Origin of the sequence: Lentzea sp. CA-135723 (assembly GCF_050936595.1) — a bacterium.
GTDB lineage: Bacteria > Actinomycetota > Actinomycetes > Mycobacteriales > Pseudonocardiaceae > Lentzea.
The window spans coordinates 358,475-375,326 of record NZ_JBNJMK010000001.1 but is presented as its reverse complement, the minus strand read 5'-3'; the positions used below and the strand labels follow the sequence as shown (position 1 = coordinate 375,326).

The 16,852-nt window shown below is 72.5% G+C and carries 19 protein-coding genes; 7 read left to right on the top strand and 12 right to left on the bottom strand.

Annotated features, from left to right (window positions below; all coding sequences use genetic code 11):
• Positions 1-58: 58 nt before the first annotated feature.
• The 4 genes from ACQEU1_RS01585 (at position 59) to ACQEU1_RS01570 (ending at position 3,169) form a co-directional block, all read left to right on the top strand.
• A complete protein-coding gene (locus ACQEU1_RS01585) occupies positions 59-985 on the top strand; it encodes a phytoene/squalene synthase family protein (protein WP_433195381.1) in 927 nt (308 codons plus the stop codon).
• Complete coding sequence (locus ACQEU1_RS01580) at positions 975-1,940, top strand: DUF5914 domain-containing protein (RefSeq protein ID WP_433195379.1); 966 nt, start codon at positions 975-977, stop codon at positions 1,938-1,940. The genes ACQEU1_RS01585 and ACQEU1_RS01580 overlap by 11 nt, the downstream gene beginning before the upstream one ends.
• 81 nt (positions 1,941-2,021) lie before the next feature.
• Positions 2,022-2,309 carry a WhiB family transcriptional regulator gene (locus ACQEU1_RS01575; RefSeq protein ID WP_433195377.1) on the top strand — a complete coding sequence of 96 codons (288 nt, stop codon included), beginning with the start codon at positions 2,022-2,024 and terminating at the stop codon, positions 2,307-2,309.
• On the top strand, positions 2,306-3,169 hold the full coding sequence (locus tag ACQEU1_RS01570) for a MerR family transcriptional regulator (RefSeq protein ID WP_433195375.1): 864 nt from the start codon (positions 2,306-2,308) through the stop codon (positions 3,167-3,169). The genes ACQEU1_RS01575 and ACQEU1_RS01570 overlap by 4 nt, the downstream gene beginning before the upstream one ends.
• On the opposite strand, the gene ACQEU1_RS01565 is transcribed toward ACQEU1_RS01570, so the two are convergent.
• The 7 genes from ACQEU1_RS01565 to ACQEU1_RS01535 all read right to left on the bottom strand — a co-directional run bounded on the left by ACQEU1_RS01565 (position 3,166) and on the right by ACQEU1_RS01535 (position 9,189).
• On the bottom strand, positions 3,166-4,611 hold the full coding sequence (locus tag ACQEU1_RS01565; RefSeq protein ID WP_433195373.1) for a cryptochrome/photolyase family protein: 1,446 nt from the start codon (positions 4,609-4,611) through the stop codon (positions 3,166-3,168). The two genes, ACQEU1_RS01570 and ACQEU1_RS01565, sit on opposite strands and share 4 nt — an antisense overlap.
• Positions 4,608-5,819, bottom strand: a complete 1,212-nt coding sequence (locus ACQEU1_RS01560; RefSeq protein ID WP_433195371.1) for an NAD(P)/FAD-dependent oxidoreductase — start codon at positions 5,817-5,819, stop codon at positions 4,608-4,610. Before ACQEU1_RS01560 ends, ACQEU1_RS01565 begins: the two co-directional genes overlap by 4 nt.
• Positions 5,816-7,339 (bottom strand): FAD-dependent oxidoreductase, encoded by a 1,524-nt coding sequence (locus tag ACQEU1_RS01555; RefSeq protein WP_433195369.1) that lies wholly within the window; start codon positions 7,337-7,339, stop codon positions 5,816-5,818. Before ACQEU1_RS01555 ends, ACQEU1_RS01560 begins: the two co-directional genes overlap by 4 nt.
• Positions 7,336-8,025, bottom strand: coding sequence for a class I SAM-dependent methyltransferase (locus ACQEU1_RS01550; RefSeq protein WP_433195367.1), 690 nt, complete (start codon positions 8,023-8,025; stop codon positions 7,336-7,338). The genes ACQEU1_RS01555 and ACQEU1_RS01550 overlap by 4 nt, the downstream gene beginning before the upstream one ends.
• Complete coding sequence (locus tag ACQEU1_RS01545) at positions 8,012-8,329, bottom strand: lycopene cyclase domain-containing protein (protein WP_433195365.1); 318 nt, start codon at positions 8,327-8,329, stop codon at positions 8,012-8,014. The genes ACQEU1_RS01550 and ACQEU1_RS01545 overlap by 14 nt, the downstream gene beginning before the upstream one ends.
• Positions 8,322-8,669 carry a lycopene cyclase domain-containing protein gene (locus tag ACQEU1_RS01540; protein ID WP_433195363.1) on the bottom strand — a complete coding sequence of 116 codons (348 nt, stop codon included), beginning with the start codon at positions 8,667-8,669 and terminating at the stop codon, positions 8,322-8,324. Before ACQEU1_RS01540 ends, ACQEU1_RS01545 begins: the two co-directional genes overlap by 8 nt.
• Positions 8,670-8,742: 73 nt before the next feature.
• Complete coding sequence (locus ACQEU1_RS01535) at positions 8,743-9,189, bottom strand: hypothetical protein (RefSeq protein ID WP_433195361.1); 447 nt, start codon at positions 9,187-9,189, stop codon at positions 8,743-8,745.
• Positions 9,190-9,382: 193 nt separating this feature from the next.
• On the opposite strand from ACQEU1_RS01535, the gene ACQEU1_RS01530 reads away from it, so the two are divergent.
• Positions 9,383-9,970: a histidine phosphatase family protein gene (locus ACQEU1_RS01530; RefSeq protein WP_433195359.1), complete on the top strand. Its 588-nt coding sequence runs from the start codon at positions 9,383-9,385 to the stop codon at positions 9,968-9,970.
• Between the two features lie 275 nt (positions 9,971-10,245).
• Here ACQEU1_RS01530 and ACQEU1_RS01525 read toward each other — a convergent pair whose 3' ends face one another.
• The 3 genes from ACQEU1_RS01525 to ACQEU1_RS01515 are packed head-to-tail and all read right to left on the bottom strand — an operon-like array spanning position 10,246 to position 13,600.
• Positions 10,246-11,952, bottom strand: a complete 1,707-nt coding sequence (locus ACQEU1_RS01525) for a PEP/pyruvate-binding domain-containing protein (protein WP_433195357.1) — start codon at positions 11,950-11,952, stop codon at positions 10,246-10,248.
• The gene (locus ACQEU1_RS01520; protein ID WP_433195355.1) at positions 11,940-12,530 is read right to left on the bottom strand and encodes a transcriptional regulator; all 591 of its coding nucleotides are present in this window, start codon (positions 12,528-12,530) and stop codon (positions 11,940-11,942) included. The genes ACQEU1_RS01525 and ACQEU1_RS01520 overlap by 13 nt, the downstream gene beginning before the upstream one ends.
• The gene (locus ACQEU1_RS01515; protein WP_433195353.1) at positions 12,527-13,600 is read right to left on the bottom strand and encodes a TetR/AcrR family transcriptional regulator; all 1,074 of its coding nucleotides are present in this window, start codon (positions 13,598-13,600) and stop codon (positions 12,527-12,529) included. The genes ACQEU1_RS01520 and ACQEU1_RS01515 overlap by 4 nt, the downstream gene beginning before the upstream one ends.
• A gap of 163 nt (positions 13,601-13,763) precedes the next feature.
• On the opposite strand from ACQEU1_RS01515, the gene ACQEU1_RS01510 reads away from it, so the two are divergent.
• Entirely contained in the window at positions 13,764-14,594 is an 831-nt protein-coding gene (locus ACQEU1_RS01510) for an NAD-dependent epimerase/dehydratase family protein (protein ID WP_433195351.1), read from the top strand.
• On the opposite strand, the gene ACQEU1_RS01505 is transcribed toward ACQEU1_RS01510, so the two are convergent.
• Positions 14,591-15,169 carry a TetR/AcrR family transcriptional regulator gene (locus ACQEU1_RS01505; protein WP_433195349.1) on the bottom strand — a complete coding sequence of 193 codons (579 nt, stop codon included), beginning with the start codon at positions 15,167-15,169 and terminating at the stop codon, positions 14,591-14,593. The genes ACQEU1_RS01510 and ACQEU1_RS01505 overlap by 4 nt on opposite strands.
• A 101-nt stretch (positions 15,170-15,270) precedes the next feature.
• Here ACQEU1_RS01505 and ACQEU1_RS01500 point away from each other — a divergent pair, with 101 nt between their 5' ends.
• Complete coding sequence (locus ACQEU1_RS01500) at positions 15,271-16,296, top strand: SDR family oxidoreductase (protein WP_433195347.1); 1,026 nt, start codon at positions 15,271-15,273, stop codon at positions 16,294-16,296.
• Between the two features lie 3 nt (positions 16,297-16,299).
• Here ACQEU1_RS01500 and ACQEU1_RS01495 read toward each other — a convergent pair whose 3' ends face one another.
• Positions 16,300-16,773: an Lrp/AsnC family transcriptional regulator gene (locus tag ACQEU1_RS01495; RefSeq protein ID WP_433195345.1), complete on the bottom strand. Its 474-nt coding sequence runs from the start codon at positions 16,771-16,773 to the stop codon at positions 16,300-16,302.
• Positions 16,774-16,852: the final 79 nt, after the last annotated feature.

The following is a 16,852-nucleotide window of genomic DNA, read 5'->3' as shown; positions in this document are numbered from 1 at the left end:
TGCGGAGGGCAACTCGCGGACTTAGCGTGGGAGCACCTCCTCCGCGAAAGGACAGCTGATGTCGGCTGAACGCGAACTGGACGCCGCGGGCGTGACCACGCCTGCGTTGCGCGACGCGTACCGGCGCTGCCGCGAGCTCAACGCCCAGCACGGCCGGACCTATTACCTGGCAACGAGGTTGCTCAGCGCGGAGCAACGACCCGCCGTGCACGCCCTGTACGGCTTCGCCCGCTGGGTGGACGACGTGGTCGACGACGTCCACAGTGGACTTCCTGAGAAGACGGCGGCGCTCACCGCGATCGACGCCCGGCTCCAGGCCGCCCTGAGCGGTGGCGCGCCGGACGACCCGGTGCTGGCGGCGCTGGTCGACACCGTGCACCGCTACGACATCCCGCTCCAGCACTTCCAGGACTTCATGGAGTCGATGCGGATGGACCTCTCCGTCACCGACTACCTCACCTATCCCGACCTCGAACGCTACGTGCACGGCTCGGCCGCCGTGATCGGGCTGCAGGTGCTGCCGGTGCTCGGCACCAGCACCTCGCGGGAGGAGGCGGAACCCGCCGCGGCCGCGCTCGGCATCGCGTTCCAGCTCACCAACTTCATCCGCGACGTCGGCGAGGACCTCGACCGCGGCCGCGTGTACCTGCCCGCCGACGAGCTCGCGTCGTTCGGCGTCGACCGCGAACGCCTGCTGCACGCCCGCGCCCAGGGCCACGCCGACCGGCAGGTCCGCGCCGCGCTGCGGGACCAGGTGCGCCGGGCGCGCCAGGTGTACGACCGGGCCTGGCCCGGCATCGGCATGCTCGCGCCGCGCTCCCGGCCGTGCGTGCTCACCGCCTACCGCCTGTACGGCCGCATCCTCGACCTGGTCGAGGACGCCGACTGCGACGTGCTGTCCCGGCGCGTCGTCGTGTCGAACGGCAGGCGGCTCGCCGTCGCCCTGCCCGCGCTGGCGAGGGCGGTGTTCGCCCGTGCGGCCTGACAGGTTCCCGGTGAAGATCTACTCCAGCCCTCCCTGGCGCGAGCAGCGTCCGACCTGGCAGGACGCCAAGCCGCAGCTGATCGAGGCGGCCCTCAAGCGCGCGACCGCCCGCCCGTCCGGCAACTGGTTCGTCGCGGGCGCGAGCCGTGACGTCGTCAAGGGCAAGCCGACCGGTCGCGTGATCGCGGGCCAGGAGCTCGTGCTCTGGCGCGGACCGCACGACACGCTCCTCGCGGGCTCCGGCTCGTGCCCACATCTCGGCGCTCCCCTGTGCGACGGCGCCGTGGCCGAGGGCAAGCTGATCTGCCGCTGGCACGGGCTCGCGCTCAACGGCAAGCGGTTCGGCGCCTGGACGCCGTTCCCCGCGCACGACGACGGCGTGCTGGTCTGGGTCCGGCTCGACGAGGCAGGGGGCGAGGAACCCCTGCCCGCCCCGGTGCTCCCGCGGCGCCCGCCGGCCGGGTCCATCGACGCGGTGGCGACGCTGGTCGGCCGCTGCGACCCCGAGGACGTGGTCGCGAACCGGCTCGACCCGTGGCACGGCGCGTGGTTCCACCCGTACTCGTTCGCGAACCTGGACGTGCTGGAGACGCCGACCGAGACCGAGGACCGGTTCCTGGTAGAGGTGACGTTCCGGCTCGCCGGGCGGGTCGGCGTGCCGGTGCTCGCCGCGTTCACCTGCCCGGAGCCGCGCACGGTCGTGATGCACATCGTGGAGGGAGAGGGCGAAGGCAGCGTCGTGGAGACGCACGCGACGCCGATCGGTCCCGGCCGGACGGCCGTGGTGGAGGCGACCATCGCGCATTCGGAACGTCGCGGGTTCGCGTTCGCGAGGCCCGCCGCGGGCGCGTTGCGGCCGGTCATGCGCTGGGCGGCGGCCAGGCTGTGGCGCGACGACCTCGCCTACGCCGAACGCCGGTACTCACTGCGCCAGAAGGGTCGATTTCCGGACTGAGCGAGCCGAGTTGCGTCGTTTCTGAGTCGATTTTAGGATGGTGCTCCACCGCCGAGGTCGACTCATCTGAGGACGTGCGCCATGCCCGAACTGTCCCGTCTGCCTCAACCGGTCGCGGAATCGTGGGACTGGCAGCTCCAAGGTCTGTGCCGCGGCATGGACAGCACCTACTTCTTCCACACGCCCAACGAACGCGGCTCCTCGCGAGATCAGCGCGAGGCCGCGGCCAAGGCCATCTGCCAGCGCTGCCCGGTCATGGAAAAATGTCGTTCGCACGCGCTGGAGGTGCACGAGACCTTCGGCATCTGGGGCGGACTCGGGGAAAGCGAGCTGAGGGCGATTCTGGCGAAACGCGCGCGCAGGACGTGACGTACACGCCTCGCGCGGTGGCGGGCATGCTCGGCATCGCCCCCACCACACTGAGAACCTGGGACCAGCGGTACGGCCTGGGTCCTTCGGTGCGCACGGAGGGCGGTCACCGCCGGTACGAGGACGCGGACGTCGAGGTGCTGCGCCGGATGGTCGTGCTGACGTCTCAGGGTGTCGCGGCCTCCGCGGCGGCGGTGCTCGCCAGGCAACGCCCGGTGGCGCCTCCAGCTGGTGCCCGCACGCCGATCTGCGCCGAGGAAGCCCTCATGGCGCAGCACACCTTCCTCGACGCGGCGAAACGTCTCGACGAACCGGCGATGTCCGACCTCGCCGCGAAGCTCCTCAGCGGACACGGCGTCGTCTCGGCGTGGGAGTCGGTCTTCGTCCCGGCCATGGTGGCGCTCGGCGACCTGGTCGCCGGCACCGGCCAGGGCGTGGAGGTCGAGCACCTGGCCAGCGCGAGCGTCCTGCACGCGTTGCGCGGCATCCCCCGCTCCACCGAACCCGGCCTGCTCGCCGCGTTGTTGTCGTGCGCGCCGGACGAGCAGCACTGGCTGCCGCTGGAGGCGCTCGGCGCGGCGCTGTCCGAAGAGGGCTGCAGGTGGGGCAACCTCGGCGCGCGGGTGCCGGCCCCTGCGTTGTGCGACGCCGCGGAACGGTTGCGGCCCAGCGTGGTTCTCGTGTGGGCGCACCGGTCCGACCTCGCGCTGCGGGTGCCGCTCGCGGAGCTGGCCGCGCGGTCGGACGCGCTGGTCGCGGTCGCCGGGTCCGGGTGGGAGGGCCTGCGACTCCCGTCGTTCGTGCGCAGGCCCGCGTCCCTGGCCGACGCCGTGGACATCGTGCTCGGCCGCGTGCGCTAGAAGATCTCGCGCTCCTTCTCCTGCGCCCGCACCTGGTCGAGGTCGGCGAGGCGCCGCAGCCCCTGCACCGCGCGGACCATCCGGTGGTTGCCGCTCACCTGCCGCTCGTGCCGGTCGAGCCACGCCCAGTAGCCCGCGGTGAACGGGCACGCGCGGTCGCCGGTGCGCTTCTTCGGGTCGAACCAGCAGGACCCGCAGTGGTCGGTCATGCGGTTGAGGTAGGCGCCGCCGCTGAGGTACGGCTTGGTGGCGATCACGCCGCCGTCCGCGTGCTGGCTCATGCCGATGACGTTCACGGGCATCACCCACGGGAAACCGTCCACGAAGGACGTGACGAACCAGTCGTTGAGCGCGGCCGGGTCGTAACCTCGTTGCAGGGCGTGGTTCCCGAGCACCATCAGCCGTTGGATGTGGTGCACCCAGCCGTGGTCGCGGACGCCTTCGAGCGCGGTCCGCAGGCACGCGGCCCTGACGTTGCCCGGTTTCAGCTCCGACCACCACCGCGGCAGCTCGGCGTCGGCGCGGAAACCGTTGCGGTGCCGGTAGTCCTCGGGTCCGAGGTGCCAGTAGAGCTGCCAGACGTACTCGCGCCAGCCGAGCACCTGCCGGACGAACCCCTCGACGCTCCGCAACGGCGCGGCGCCACCGCGGTAGGCGTCCTCGGCCGCGTAGACGACCTCCAGCGGGTGGAGCAGTCCGTGGTTGAGGGGCACCGACAGCAGCGAGTGCGCCATCGTCCAGTCCTTCGTCAGGACCGCGTCCTCGTGCGGGCCGAAGTGCGGCAGCCGGTCGCGGACGAAGACCTCCAGCGCCCGCAACGCCTCCGCTCGCGTGATGGCGAACCTGCGGGGTCCGTCCCTGCCGACCGCGGGCAGGTCCATCGCGTCCAGGTCGGCCCGCACCTCGGCGTCGATGTCGTCCTCGTCCGGCCACCACGGCGCCGGAACGTCCAGCCGGGCGCGTTTCGGTGGAGGCTCGCGGTTCTCGGCGTCGAAGTTCCACCGGCCGCCCACCGGGTCGCTGCCCTCCATCAGCACGTCGAACCGGGCGCGCTGGAAGTGGTAGAAGTCCTCCATCAGGAACTTCTCGCGGTTGCCCGCCCACGCCGTGAACTCGTCGCGCGACAACGCGAACGCGTTGGTGGGCAGGATCTTCACGCCGAGGTCCCCGAGCATCCGCACGGCGGCGGCCGACCCCGGCTGGTAGGCGGACACCGGACCCTTCAGCCCGCGGATCGCCTCGCCGTAGGTGTTCGCGCGCACGAGGGTGACCCGGTCGGGGAACTCGGCGGCGAGGTGCCGCACGCCGGACAGCACGAGGTGCAGCTTCTGCCGGTGGTACGGCCTGCGCCGCAGCGCCGCGGCGGACTCGACCAGCACGATCTCGTCGTGACCGGTGAGGAAGTGCGGTCCGAGCTGGTCTCCGAAGAGCAGGAGCGTCATCGAGCACCGTTCAGGTCGGCCAGCACGGCGTGCGCCGCTCTGCGCCCGGAGTGCAGCGCGCCCTGGATCGAGCTGGTGTCGCGGTGGTCGCCGCACACGTACCGGCGCTCGCCCGCCCTGACCGACTGCTTCAGCCGGTGCGGCGCGGTCATCGCCGGCAGCGCTCGCGGGATCTCGTAGCGCCGCAACACCTCCCACCCGCCGGTGTCGGTGCCGTACAGGCGTTCCAGGTGCCTGCGGACCGACAGCTCGTCGGCCTCGCCGAGCACCGAGGCCTGCACGAGCGGGGCGTGCGGCGAGTACGGCCGCGCCACCTCGGACATGACGGCGGTGTTCACGACCGGCCCGCCGTCGGCGTCGACCACCAGGCAGCCGTCGCGCAACGGCGACCTCGGCGGCCGGAAGTACCAGGTGGTCACACCGTTCCAGCGCGGTTCGGCGAGTCCGGGCAGCAGCCGGGCCGCCGTCGTGCCGTCCGTCGCGACGACGACCGCGTCGGCGGCGATCCGGCCGCCCTCTTCGAGTTCCACCGAGGTGTCGCTCACCGCCCGCACCGCCGTGTCCAGCCGGACGGTGCCGGCGGGGAGCCGTTCCGCCATCGCCTTCGGCAGCTCGCCCATGCCGAGCGCGGGCACGGCGGCGCCGCCGCGGGCGAAGCTGCGCCACACCAGGTGGAAGAACCGCGACGACGTGGTCAGCTCCCGTTCGAGGAACACGCCCGCGAGGAACGGCGCGAACACCGCCTCGACCGCGTGGCCGGACAACCCGGCGGCGCGCAGGGCGTCGCGGGTCGGCCGGTCCGGCGCGATGAGCAGCGGCCGCACCGGCCCGAACGCGTCAGGGCCGGAGAACCGGGCGATGGCCGCCACGTCCCGCACGCTCAGCACGTGCTGGCGCAGGAACCCGTCCCACGACGACGGCCCGCTGCGCGGATCGGCGAGCAGGTCGTGCCTGCCGTCCTCGTGCACGAACACGCCGGGCCGGAAGTGCCGCAACGGCAACGGGTCCAGCTTCAGCCGCTCCAGCTCCGGGTAGGCGGGCAGCAGGATCTGGAAGCCCCGGTCGAACCGGACGCCGTCCTCGACGTCGGTCCGCACCCGGCCGCCGACCTCGTCCGCCGCCTCCAGCACGGTGACCTCGTGGCCGGCCGCGGTCAGCTCCAGCGCGGCGTTCAGCCCGGCCAGACCGGCTCCCACGACGACGATCACAGCGTCCTCCAGCGTCGGGCGGCCGAGCGCAGCAGCGGCACGCGGCCCTCGGTCGGCACGGTCCACAGCTCGGTGCCCGCGACGCCCCAGCGGCTCAGCAGGTGGTTGGCGGCGGTGAAACCGGTGGTGGCGGCGCGTTCCATCAACGCGACGGGCAGGTCGACGCGCACCAGGTCGCCCGCGACGACCAGGAACTCGTCGGGGGTCGTGACCGTCGGCCTCCTCGAGTGACCGCCGGCGGGGAACAGCGGGCAGTCCGCCCGCAGCTCGTGCCGTTCGTCGACGACCTCCGCCCGCTTGGTCTCCGGGTAGACCTCCGTGAGCTGGTGCCACAGCCGGGACCTAGCGTCCCGTTCGTCCACATCGGACGGCAGCGCGTAGCCGTGCAGCTCGACGACCGAACCGCCGGTGCGCGCCGCCCAAGCCCGTGCCTCGTGCTCGTAGTGGTCGAGGACGCTGACGTTGTCGAGCAGGTCGTGGCCGCCGGTGCCGAGGAAGCCCGGCCGGTCCGCGTCGACCGGGGTGTCGAGCCAGTACCGCGACACGAGGAACCTCGGCGCGGTCCTGAGTTCGCCGACCTGCTCGCGCCAGGCCGCGTCGCCGAGGTCCGGTGACTCGTGCACGAGCGCGCGCAGGCCGGGGACGTCGGCGGCGAGCACGACCGCGTCCGCGTCGAACGCGCCCTCGCCGACGCCGACCTCGAACCGCTTGCGCCCGCCGGGGCGGATGCCGGTGACCTCGGTGCCCGTGCAGACCGTGGCCCCCAGCAGGGAGAGGTGGCGGCGCAGCGGTTCCCACAGGCCGTGCGGGAACGGGTCGGCGGCGACGTCGAACAGCAGGCCCTCGCTGGAGCCGAGGAAGTAGATGTGGAACATCACGGCCAGCTCCGCCGCGGACATCTGGGTGGGATGCGCGAAGAAGCTGCGGGAGAACACCTCGAACGCGAGGGCGTGCGCGGCCTCGGGGAAGCGGATGCGTTCGAGGTAGGTCGCGGCGTCGATGCCGTCGAGCTCCTCGTACACCCGCGGCACGGCCACGTCGAGCAGGCTGAGCGCCGCCCGCGCGTTGACGTCCGGCAGGTCGCGCCACCGGAACGTGGGGCTGCTCCTGAGGAACGCCAGCGCGTTCCACGGCACGGCGGTCGGCAGCGTCGCGAAGGTGTCGCGGTGGCCGGAGGCGTGCTGCAACGGGTAGTCGGGCAGCGGCGTGAGGGCCCTCCCGGCCGGGTCGACCCGCTTGAGCAGCGCGCGGAGGTTGTAGTACTGCCGGAAGAACGCGTGGAAGCCGCGGGTCATCGTGGCCTCGCTGCCGTCCGCGAGCCTGGTGCTCCAGCCGCCGGCCCGCCCGCCGAGGTAGTTCTCGCGTTCGCACACGACGACCTGCGCCCCGCGTTCGGCGAGCAGCGTCGCGGCGGCGAGTCCGGCGATGCCGCCGCCGACCACGACGACCGCGGGTGCGTCGCCGTCGAACCGCGCGCGTCCCGGCGGCGCCGGGATCCGCACCGCCCTGGGATCCCTCACCGCTGCTCCTCCGGTGCCTGGCCGCGGAACGTGTGCACGACGCCGAGCTGCATACCCGGCACGGGAGCGCTGCGCACCGCCGTGAAGCCGTTGCGCCGCAACCGGTTCCTGAGGTCGGTGGCGCCGTCGAAGTCCAGCACGCTGCGCCACAGGTAGGTGTAGAGGCCGCGGTCGCCGGTGACCAGCCAGCCCATCGGCACGATGAACCCGCACAGCGCCGTCCACACCGCCGTGCTGATCGGCGAGTCGCGCACCGAGTACTCGTGCAGGACCAGGGTTCCGCCGGGTTTGAGCATGCCGCGGACGCCGGCCAGGGTCTCGTCCGGCGCGGGCAGGTTGCGCACCAGGTAGGCGGCGAACACCGCGTCGAACTCGCCCTCGGCCACGTCCTCCGCCCGGCTGTGCACGAACCTCACCCTGGCGGGCCACCGCTTCTCGCGAGCCCGCGCGATCATGCCCGCGGACGCGTCCACGGCGACGATCTCGACACCGGGTGCGGCGGTGACCAGCGCGGCCGTGGAGGCGCCGGTGCCGCAACCGAGGTCGAGCACCCGCATGCCGGGGCGCAGGCCGAGCGCCGCAGCTGACCGGCGCAGCGCCTGGTGGTAGCCGGGGTTGAGCCCGACGAGGAAGTCGTAGCCGCGGGCCGCGCGGTCGAACTTCCCCGGTACCTCAAGCTTGTTCACGTGCGAGCCTTCCCCGTTCCCACAACAGCAACACGGCGGTGACCATGGCGAACCCGTAGAGGAAGTCCTCCACGGGGATGTCCCACGGCACGCGCACCCCGCTGATCGCCCAGTCCGCGTACAGCACGACCGGCGCGTCCAGCCTCGTCAGCCAGCCATCCACCGGCACCTGGAACCCGAGCACGATCGCCATCGTGACCCAGTACGCCGGACGCCTGAACAACCCGGTGCGCAGCACGCAGAACTCCAGCAACAACACGACGACCACCGCGGACAGCGCGGCGAACGTGTACTCCTCAACCATGACGCGACCGCCGTGCCGAGCGCGTCAGCCAGCGTTCCTGATGGCCGCACACGGCCTCGTAGGTCAGCACCGCGCACAGCGGAATCGCCACGAAGAACAGGACTTCCTCGAGCGGCAGCACCCCGCCGATCAGGACGCCCGTCGTCGCCTCCGGGTGGAAGCTCCAGTGGCCGCGCAGAATCGCGATGACGTCCCAGACCGCGAGCACGACCAGCACGGGTGCGACGGCTCGCGCGAGCTCGGGGCCGCGGCGGTACACGCCACGTCCCATCCATTCGAGCGGCACGGTGATGAGCACGCACACACCCAGTACCGCCAGGTACTCGTACTGGCTTCGCATCGCGGACCTCCCACCACGACCGTATGGGCGGTCCGTCGACTCTGCACAACGGCGAGCGTTCTTTCTCGGCCCGTCAGGTCATCTCCGATTTGGAGATCGCGTAGTAAGCGTCCACTGTGTCTCCATCGATGCCCACGTACGTGTCGATCCACGCCGCCGCGGCGCGCACCAGCACCAGCACGGCGGCGAACTGCTGCTCCTCCGTCAACCTCGCCAACACCAGCGCGACCCGCTGGTCATCCCCAGAAGCCAGGCCGCTCAACAGGTCGGAGGCCACCGCGGTCCCCAGGGCGTCCTCTCCCGGCACGGACACCGGAATGCGCGCGGACGGCGCCAGCGCGCCACGGGGAACACCGCGCAGCAACACCGCCGCGCACGTGTCGATCGCGATCACCCGCGTCCGCTCGTCGCCCGCCAGACACCGCACGGCCTCTGCGGACCACTGGTGATCACGCCGGTTGACCGCGCCCACGGCGGCCAGCGTCAACTCCCTGGCCTGCACGTCGTCGAGCCGGTGCATCGACTCCCTGCCTCCTACTCGCAGTCGTCCCCGACTGGAATGTGCCCCCGCACGATTTCTGTGTTGCTACAAGCAATGCAGACATGGTCAAACGACCGGTGCCGCCCTGCATGACGAGTGGAGTGGAGTTCACTCGTCCGCAGCAGCATCACCACTGCCCCAAACGTGTTCAGATGTTGATAACATCCAGATGATGGCAACACGACACCTCTACGTGGTCCGGCACGGCGCCGCGGACGCGTTCGGCAACCTGACCGCGGTGGGCGAACAACAGACCCACCACCTGGGCGAACGCCTGGCCAGGTCCCCGATCACCGCCGTCTGGCACTCCCCGCTGGCCCGCGCGACCCGCACCGCGGCACTCCTCGCCCCACACCTGCCAGGCGTACCGGTGACGGAGGCGGCGGAACTGGTCGACCACGTCCCCCACGTCCCCAAGACACCGCCGCCGGCCTGGGCGGGCTTCTTCGACGGCTACTCCTCCGAGGAGGCGGCGGCAGGCGAGCGTCTAGCGGACGCGCTGGTAGCCCGCTTCGCCCGGCCGGCGGCCGCCGAGGCGCACGAGGTGCTGGTGACGCACGCCTACCAGGTGGCGTGGCTGGTGCGGCACGCGCTGGGCGCGCCTGCCGACCGGTGGCTGGCGATGAGCTGCGGGAACGCGGCGTTGACGGCGCTCCAGTTCCGCGAGGGCACGCCGCCGGCTTTGGTGGTGTACAACGACATGAGCCACCTGCCGGAGGACCTGAGGTGGACGGGCTTCGGCCCGGGCCCTCGCCCCTGACCGCACGAAGCGCGTGAGGCAGTGCGGCTGCGCGAGAGGCGTGAACGCCGACACGCTCACCGCAGGCAAAGCGGCTATGTGGGAGGCGTGAACGCAGACACGCTCACCGCAAGCAAAGCGGCCACGCGGGAGGCGTGAACGCGGCCACGCTCACCGCACGTAAAGCGGCCACGTGGGAGGCGGCGAACGCAGACACGCTCGCCGCAGGCAAGGCGGCCACGCGGGAGGGTGCGCGTGGCCGCAGATCGCCGATTCGCCGCGCCGCGAGGCTGCTTTCAGGTCCGCCGGAGCAGCGCGTGGGCGGCGCCGAGTCGCTCCGCCTCGTCCCGACCCAAGCCGCCCGGCAACGCCGTCTCTCCCACAGCCCTCTCCGCCACAGCCGCCTCCCCGGCAGCCGTCTCCCTCACCGCCGTCTCCCCCACAGCGGTCTTGCCCACCGCCGTCTGCGCCACAGCGGCCTCGCCCACCGCCGTCTCCGCCACCGCGGTCTTGCCCACCGCCGTCTCCCCCACAGCCCTCTCCGCCACAGCCGCCTCCCCGGCAGCCGTCTCCCCCACAGCGGCCTCGCCCACCGCCGTCTCCGCCACCGCGGCCTCGCCCACAGCCGCCTCCCCCACAGCCGTCTCCGCCACAGCGGTCTCGCCCGCCGCCGTCTCCGCTACAGCGGCCTCGCCCACCGCCGTCTCCACCACCGCCGTCTCCACCACCGCCTCCCCCACCACCGCGTCCGCCCACTCCAGCAGCCGCGTCAGGTGTCCGGCCGCCTCGCCGGTCACCACCGGAGCCTCCCCCAGCACGACGTCTCCGCTGGTCCCGTCGATGCTGACCACCGCGCCCACCCCGAGCCTGCGCCCGCCCGCCGTCACGGCGTCCTCGCCCACCTCCAGCGCGGCCACTCCCACCACCCCGGGCTTGCCCATGGACCTGGCCACCACCGCGGCATGGCTGGCCGGGCCTCCCCGCGCCGTCACGACGCCGGTGGCGGCGGCCAGGCCGCGGATGTCGTCCGGCGACGTCTCCGGCCGCACCAGCACCACCGGTCCGTCCAAAGCCATGCGCACGGCCGCGTCCGCCGTCACCGCGATCCGGCCCGTCGCTACGCCGGGGCACACGCCCAGGCCCCGCGCCAGCACTTCCTGTCCGGCCAACGCGATGCGCGGCGTGCGGACGTGCTTCAGATGCGCCGGCGACACCCGCAGCAAAGCCTCGTCGCGGGTGAGCACGCCTTCGTCCACCAGGTCCACGGCCAGCCGGACGGCCGCGGCACCGGCGAACCGGCCCGGACGCACCTGCAGCAGCCACAACGTGCCCGACTCGTAGGTGAACTCGACGTAGCAGGCGTCGCGGTAGTGGCCTTCGACGACACCCAGTGCGGCCTGGAGTTCCTGCCACACCTCGGGTTCGCGGTCGGCCAGTGCGGTCAGGGGGTGGGTCAGGGAGGTGCCGGACACCACGTCCTGGCCCTGGTGTCCGAAGAGGACCTCGCCGAACGGCACCGCGGCGCCTGTGTCGGGGTTCCGGCTGAAGGCGACGCCGGAGCCGCTGTGGCCGTCGCGGTCTCCGAACACCATCTGCTGCACGATCACGGCTGTGCCGAGGTCGTGCGGGATGTCGTGCAGGGTGCGGTAGGTGCGGGCGCGCGGGGTGTGCCAGGACGTGAACACCGACTGGACGGCCTCGGCCACGCCATCGGCGCGCACGTTCAGGATCGTGTCCATCATGCCCGGCATCGACACGGCCGCGCCCGAACGCACGGACACCAGCGGCGTGCCCAGCGACTCGACGGCGGACGCGAGCTCGTCTAGAAGCCCATCGGGCACAACGCCGTCGTGCAGGAACGCGCGGCAGGCCGACGTGGTGACGACGAAGGCCGGCGGCACCAGCAGGCCCAGGCGGTGCAGCAGCACGAGGCCGTGGGCCTTGCCTCCCACCACTTCCGGGGATTCGTCCAGCGACGCGGAGAGGTGTCTCAGCCAGACCATCGGGCGATTCCCTGGGTGGCGAGCAGGTCCTCGTGCAGTTCGGCCCAGATGGTGTGGAACGAGTCCAAGGTGTCGGCCACACGATCGAGCTCGCCCGCCTGGGCTCGGCGCAGGGCCGTGGTCAGGCGGTGCGAGTAGCGGTCGAAGCGCGGGACGGCGGCGGCCAGGGCGGCGATCACCGGGACGGCGCGGGCGTGGAAGTCGGCGAACAACGACAGGACGCGCGTGTCGTAGGCGGTGTCGGTGTGATCGTTGATCACTCCGCCCGGACGGACCTGCCAGGCCGTGCACAGGTCCAGCAGTTCCGGGTTGAGCACCAGGAAGTCGTCGAACGCCGCCGTCAGCGCCGGGCGGGTGCCCGCCTGCTCCAGTTCGGCCTTCGTCGCGGCGGCGTCGGCGGCGCGGCCCGGCTCCGTCAGCGACCAGCCGCCGAAATCCCGGTCGTGCGTGACCAGGCCGGCCACCGCCAGGTCGATCAGGGCGGACTCCGCCGCGAACTCGTCGAGGCCCGTGAACCAGGCGACGCGAGTGGGTCCGGTGCTGCCGACGCAGCGCAGGGCGTGCAGGACGAGGTTCACGGCATCGCCTCTCGCATCCGCGCTCCCGCCGCGTGGCCGGCACCGCGGCCGTGCGCCCGCGCCACGATCACGCCGGCGCGCACGCTCACCGCGGACTCGGTCTCGTCTCCGACGTCCGCGAGGCCGATCGCCGACGCCACCGCGGCGTCGTCGTCCAGCACCAGCCGGACGTGCCGCCACGGCTCGGCGGCGAACACCCGCCGCAGGCACGCCACGACGTCGGTCACCCGCAGCCGCACGAGCCGGCCGATCTCCTCCCGGTCGTCCGTCACGACCGCGACCACGACCTGCTCACCGGGCTTCGCCGACCGCACGGCCTCCTCGGCCGCGCCCAGCCGCCCCGCGCCGAGCACCACAACCAGGCCGTCACTGAAGCCGACCGGCTCGCCGCTGATCACGTCCACGAGACCCGCCGGGGCCTCCCAGGCGTCCGCGCACGTCCTGGCCGGTGAGACGTACGGCAGGTGCGGCGGCGCCCAGGTGTCCTCCAGGTCGATCCCGGCGAGGTGCCGGCACGCGTGCGCCACGTCGAACGGGTCCCCGAACCCCGGCGACGTCTCCGCCCGGTGCCCCGCCCCGTCCAGCATCGTGAGGACGAGCTCGGCCAGCCGCACGCGCCGCACCGGCGCGCCCCGCTCCAGCGCGATGGCCAGCAGCAACGCCTCCAGCCTCGCCACCTGGGCCAGCACCGCGGGACCGTGCCCGTCGTCGAACACGCCGTCGAGCGACCGCAGCTGCAACCGCCCGCCCGGCGCCGAGTCGCCCACCAGCGGCAACCGTTCCAGCCACACCCGCGCGAACACCCCGAGCGCGTCCAGCCTCGACGTCGGCGACACCGTCGCGAGCGGCTCACCGGAGCCCTTCCCCGCCAGGTCGATCAGCACGGCGAGGTACAGCGCGCGCTTGCTCGGGAAGTTCGAGTACACCGCCCCGCGGGTGAGCTCGGCCCGCTCGGCGATGCGGTCGACCCGCGCCGGCCCGAACCCGTGCTCGGCGAACTCCTCCCGCGCGGCCGCCAGGACCGCCGCACGCGTGCGTGCCTGCTGCTCGACCCGAGTGAGCCGGACCATCGCCACTCCCGATGCATCTGAGATGTTCTGAACATCCAGATTACCTCAACATCGGAAGGCGGATCACCCATGCCCTGCGGGTATCGGCCACGACACAGCAGGTCTTGGACGGCGCGCGAAATCCACCCGAACCTGGAGACACCACTTCAGGAAAGGAACCACCATGAAGGTCTTCGTCACCGGGGCCTCCGGCTACATCGGCAGGGCGACCGTCGCCGCACTCCGCCGGCACGGGCACGCCGTCGAGGCGCTCGCCCGCACCGACGTGTCCGCCGCGGCCGTGAGCGAGGCCGGTGCCACCCCGGTGCGCGGCGGACTCGCCGACCTCGACGTGCTGGCCGGGGCCGCGCGCCGGGCGGACGCCGTGATCCACCTCGCCCAGGCGGACAGCGGCGAGGCCGACCTGGCCGCCGCGACCGCCATGCAGGGCCACGGCACGTACGTCCACACCGGCGGGACGTGGGTTTACGGCGACACCAACGGGATCGCGGACGAGGACGCCCCGTGGAACCCGCCCGCGCTCGTCGCGTGGCGCGAGGAGGTCGAGCTGAAGATCCTCGCCGCAGGAGGTGTCGTGATCAGGCCAGGACTGTTGTACGGCAGGGAGAACCGGCTGATCGACGTCTTCTTCACCCAGCCGGGCAAGGCATCGGGCGCGATCCCGTACATCGGGGACGGCACGAACCACTGGTCGCTGGTGCACGTCGACGATCTGGCGGACCTGTACGTCAGGGCACTCGATGCGAAGCCGGGTTCGGTCTACGTCGGGGTCGGCGGAGTGGACCCGACGGCACGGGAGATCGCCACCGCGCTCAGCCACGGCGCGGGCCTCGAAGGCCGAACCGTCTCGCTGTCGCTGGAGCAGGCGCGCGAGCAGATGGGCCCGATCGCCGACGCGTTCGCGCTGGACCAGCGGTTCACACCGGCCCGCGCGCGGACCGAGCTCGGCTGGACGCCCCGGCACACCGACCCGCTCGCGGAGTTCGCGGGTTAGAGCGGCGCGTTCTCCAGGCCCGCGAACACGATGGCGATCAGACGTCGGCCCTGAGCGACGCCGGCCTCGGTGTTCGGGACGCGCCACAGGAAGCTCATCAGCATGATGATGTCCGCCGGGTCGTGACCCGGCGCCATCGTGCCCTCGGCGACGCAGGCGTCGACCAGCTTCGCGACCGCCTCCGTGGCCGGGCCCCAGGCCGCGCGGACCATCTCCTGGGCCGCCTCGCTGTGCAGCGCGTCGCCGAGGCCGTGCTTGAGGCGGATGTAGGACGAGAGCGTCTCGAACCACTCGACGAACGCGGCCTTGGCCGAGGTGTGGCGTTCCAGCACGTCGTCGGCGTCGGTGGTCATGCGTTCGATGTCGTGCTGGTAGGCCGCCAGGATCAGGTCCTCGCGGGTCGGGAAGTGCCGGTAGAGCGTGCCAGGGCCGACGCCGGCGCGCTTCGCGACCTCGCTGAGCGTCACGAGCGGGTTCTCCGCGAACAGCTCGTGAGCGGCGTCGATGATCGCGACCCGGTTGCGCGCGGCGGCCTTGCGCTGCGTGCCGTAGGTGCCGGGGGTCTCCTGGTTCATACCTTCAGATGATGCCCTGCCGTTGACTCGCGGACAATCCTCCGCTAGTTTCGGAAGCACTCCCGGAGAATCCTCCGCGAGTACGTCTGAAGGAGAGACCCATGTCGAACGTGCTGGTCACCGGCGGTACCGGGTTCATCGGCAGCTGGTGCGCGCTCGCGTTGCTGGAGGCGGGACACGACGTCCGCACGACGGTCCGCGACCTGAAACGGGAACCGGGGCTGCGCGCGTTGCTGCACGGCGCGACCGAGTTCGAGGACGCACGGCTGACGGTCTTCCGCGCCGACCTGAGCGGTGACGAGGGCTGGGCGGAGGCGGTCGCGGGCTGCGACCACGTGCTGCACGTCGCCTCCCCCACGCTGCGGACCGCGCCGGAGAGCGAGGAGGCGATGATCTCGGCCGCCCGCGACGGCGTGCTGCGGGTGTTGCAGGCCTCCCGCGACGCCGGGGTGAAGCGCGTCGTGCTGACGAGCGCGCTCGGTGCCATCGCCTACGGCCACCCGCGCCGCTCGGAGCCGTTCACCGAGGAGGACTGGACGAACGTCGACGCCGACATCGCCCCGTACCAGCGGTCGAAGACCCTGGCCGAACGCGCCGCGTGGGAGTTCGTCCAGGCAGAGGGCGACGGCCTGGAGCTGGCCGCCGTGCACCCCGCCGCCGTCATCGGCCCGGTGCTGGGCCCGGACGACCCGCCCTCGCTGCGCACCATCCGCGGCATGCTCGACGGCAGCCTGCCCGCCTGTCCCCCGTTCGGCACGGGCTGGGTCGACGTGCGCGACGTCGCCGACCTGCACCTGCGCGCCATGACCGACCCGGCGGCCAACGGGGAGCGCTTCCTCGCGACCGCCGGGCCGAGCCTGCGGATCGTCGAGGTGTCCCGGATCCTGCGCGCCCGCCTCGGCGAGCGGGCCGCGAAGGCCCCCACGAAGGAGATCCCGCTGGCGGTCGCGCGCGGCCTGGCGATGGTCAACCCGGCGATGAGGTCGTTGCGGCCGCAGCTCGGCCACGACTTCAACGCGACCAGCGCCAAGGCGCAGCGGGTGCTCGGGTGGCGGCCGCGGCCGATCGAGGACAGCATCGCCGAGACCGCGGAGAGCCTGCTCGCGCACAACGCGGTCCCGGCCTGACGCCTACCTGAGGTGGTCGACCGGCAGCGGGCCGCGTGAGCGCATCGTCCTGATGGCGAACGAGCTGCGCACGTCGCTCACCGCCGGGATGGCCACGACGTGGGCCAGCAGCAGCCGTTCGTAGGACGGCAGGTCCGGCAGGACGCCCTCGGCGAAGAAGTCGGCCGAGCCCGTCACGAGGTGGCACGCGACGACGGCCGGGATCGCGAGCAGGCCCTCCTCGACCTCCCGCGCGGTCTCGGCGGAGTGGTTGTTGACCTTGATCTCCAGGAAGACCGTGAGGTCGAGGCCCGCCTTCTCGCGGTCCAGCTCGGCCCGGTAGCCGGCGATGATCCCGGCGGCCTCCAGCGCGCGGACGCGGCGCAGGCACGCGGAGGGCGAGAGGCGCACGGCCTCGGCGAGCTCGTTGTTGGGCACCCGGCCGTCGGTCTGCAGGCGGCGCAGGATGGCCCGGTCGACGGCGTCGAACCTGTCCATGTGCACAATGTTCGAACGATCGAGTTATCGGCGCAACGAGATTTCGTCGTTGACGTTCTGAGCGCCTCACTTTCGCAGC

Coding starts and splice junctions, on each gene's coding strand:
- ACQEU1_RS01585 (WP_433195381.1), top strand. CDS start 59: ATGTCGGCTGAACGCGAACTGGACGCCGCGGGCGTGACCACGCCTGCG.
- ACQEU1_RS01575 (WP_433195377.1), top strand. CDS start 2,022: ATGCCCGAACTGTCCCGTCTGCCTCAACCGGTCGCGGAATCGTGGGAC.
- ACQEU1_RS01565 (WP_433195373.1), bottom strand. CDS start 4,611: ATGACGCTCCTGCTCTTCGGAGACCAGCTCGGACCGCACTTCCTCACC.
- ACQEU1_RS01545 (WP_433195365.1), bottom strand. CDS start 8,329: ATGGTTGAGGAGTACACGTTCGCCGCGCTGTCCGCGGTGGTCGTCGTG.
- ACQEU1_RS01540 (WP_433195363.1), bottom strand. CDS start 8,669: ATGCGAAGCCAGTACGAGTACCTGGCGGTACTGGGTGTGTGCGTGCTC.
- ACQEU1_RS01535 (WP_433195361.1), bottom strand. CDS start 9,189: ATGCACCGGCTCGACGACGTGCAGGCCAGGGAGTTGACGCTGGCCGCC.
- ACQEU1_RS01530 (WP_433195359.1), top strand. CDS start 9,383: ATGGCAACACGACACCTCTACGTGGTCCGGCACGGCGCCGCGGACGCG.
- ACQEU1_RS01525 (WP_433195357.1), bottom strand. CDS start 11,952: ATGGTCTGGCTGAGACACCTCTCCGCGTCGCTGGACGAATCCCCGGAA.
- ACQEU1_RS01515 (WP_433195353.1), bottom strand. CDS start 13,600: ATGGTCCGGCTCACTCGGGTCGAGCAGCAGGCACGCACGCGTGCGGCG.
- ACQEU1_RS01510 (WP_433195351.1), top strand. CDS start 13,764: ATGAAGGTCTTCGTCACCGGGGCCTCCGGCTACATCGGCAGGGCGACC.
- ACQEU1_RS01505 (WP_433195349.1), bottom strand. CDS start 15,169: ATGAACCAGGAGACCCCCGGCACCTACGGCACGCAGCGCAAGGCCGCC.
- ACQEU1_RS01500 (WP_433195347.1), top strand. CDS start 15,271: ATGTCGAACGTGCTGGTCACCGGCGGTACCGGGTTCATCGGCAGCTGG.
- ACQEU1_RS01495 (WP_433195345.1), bottom strand. CDS start 16,773: ATGGACAGGTTCGACGCCGTCGACCGGGCCATCCTGCGCCGCCTGCAG.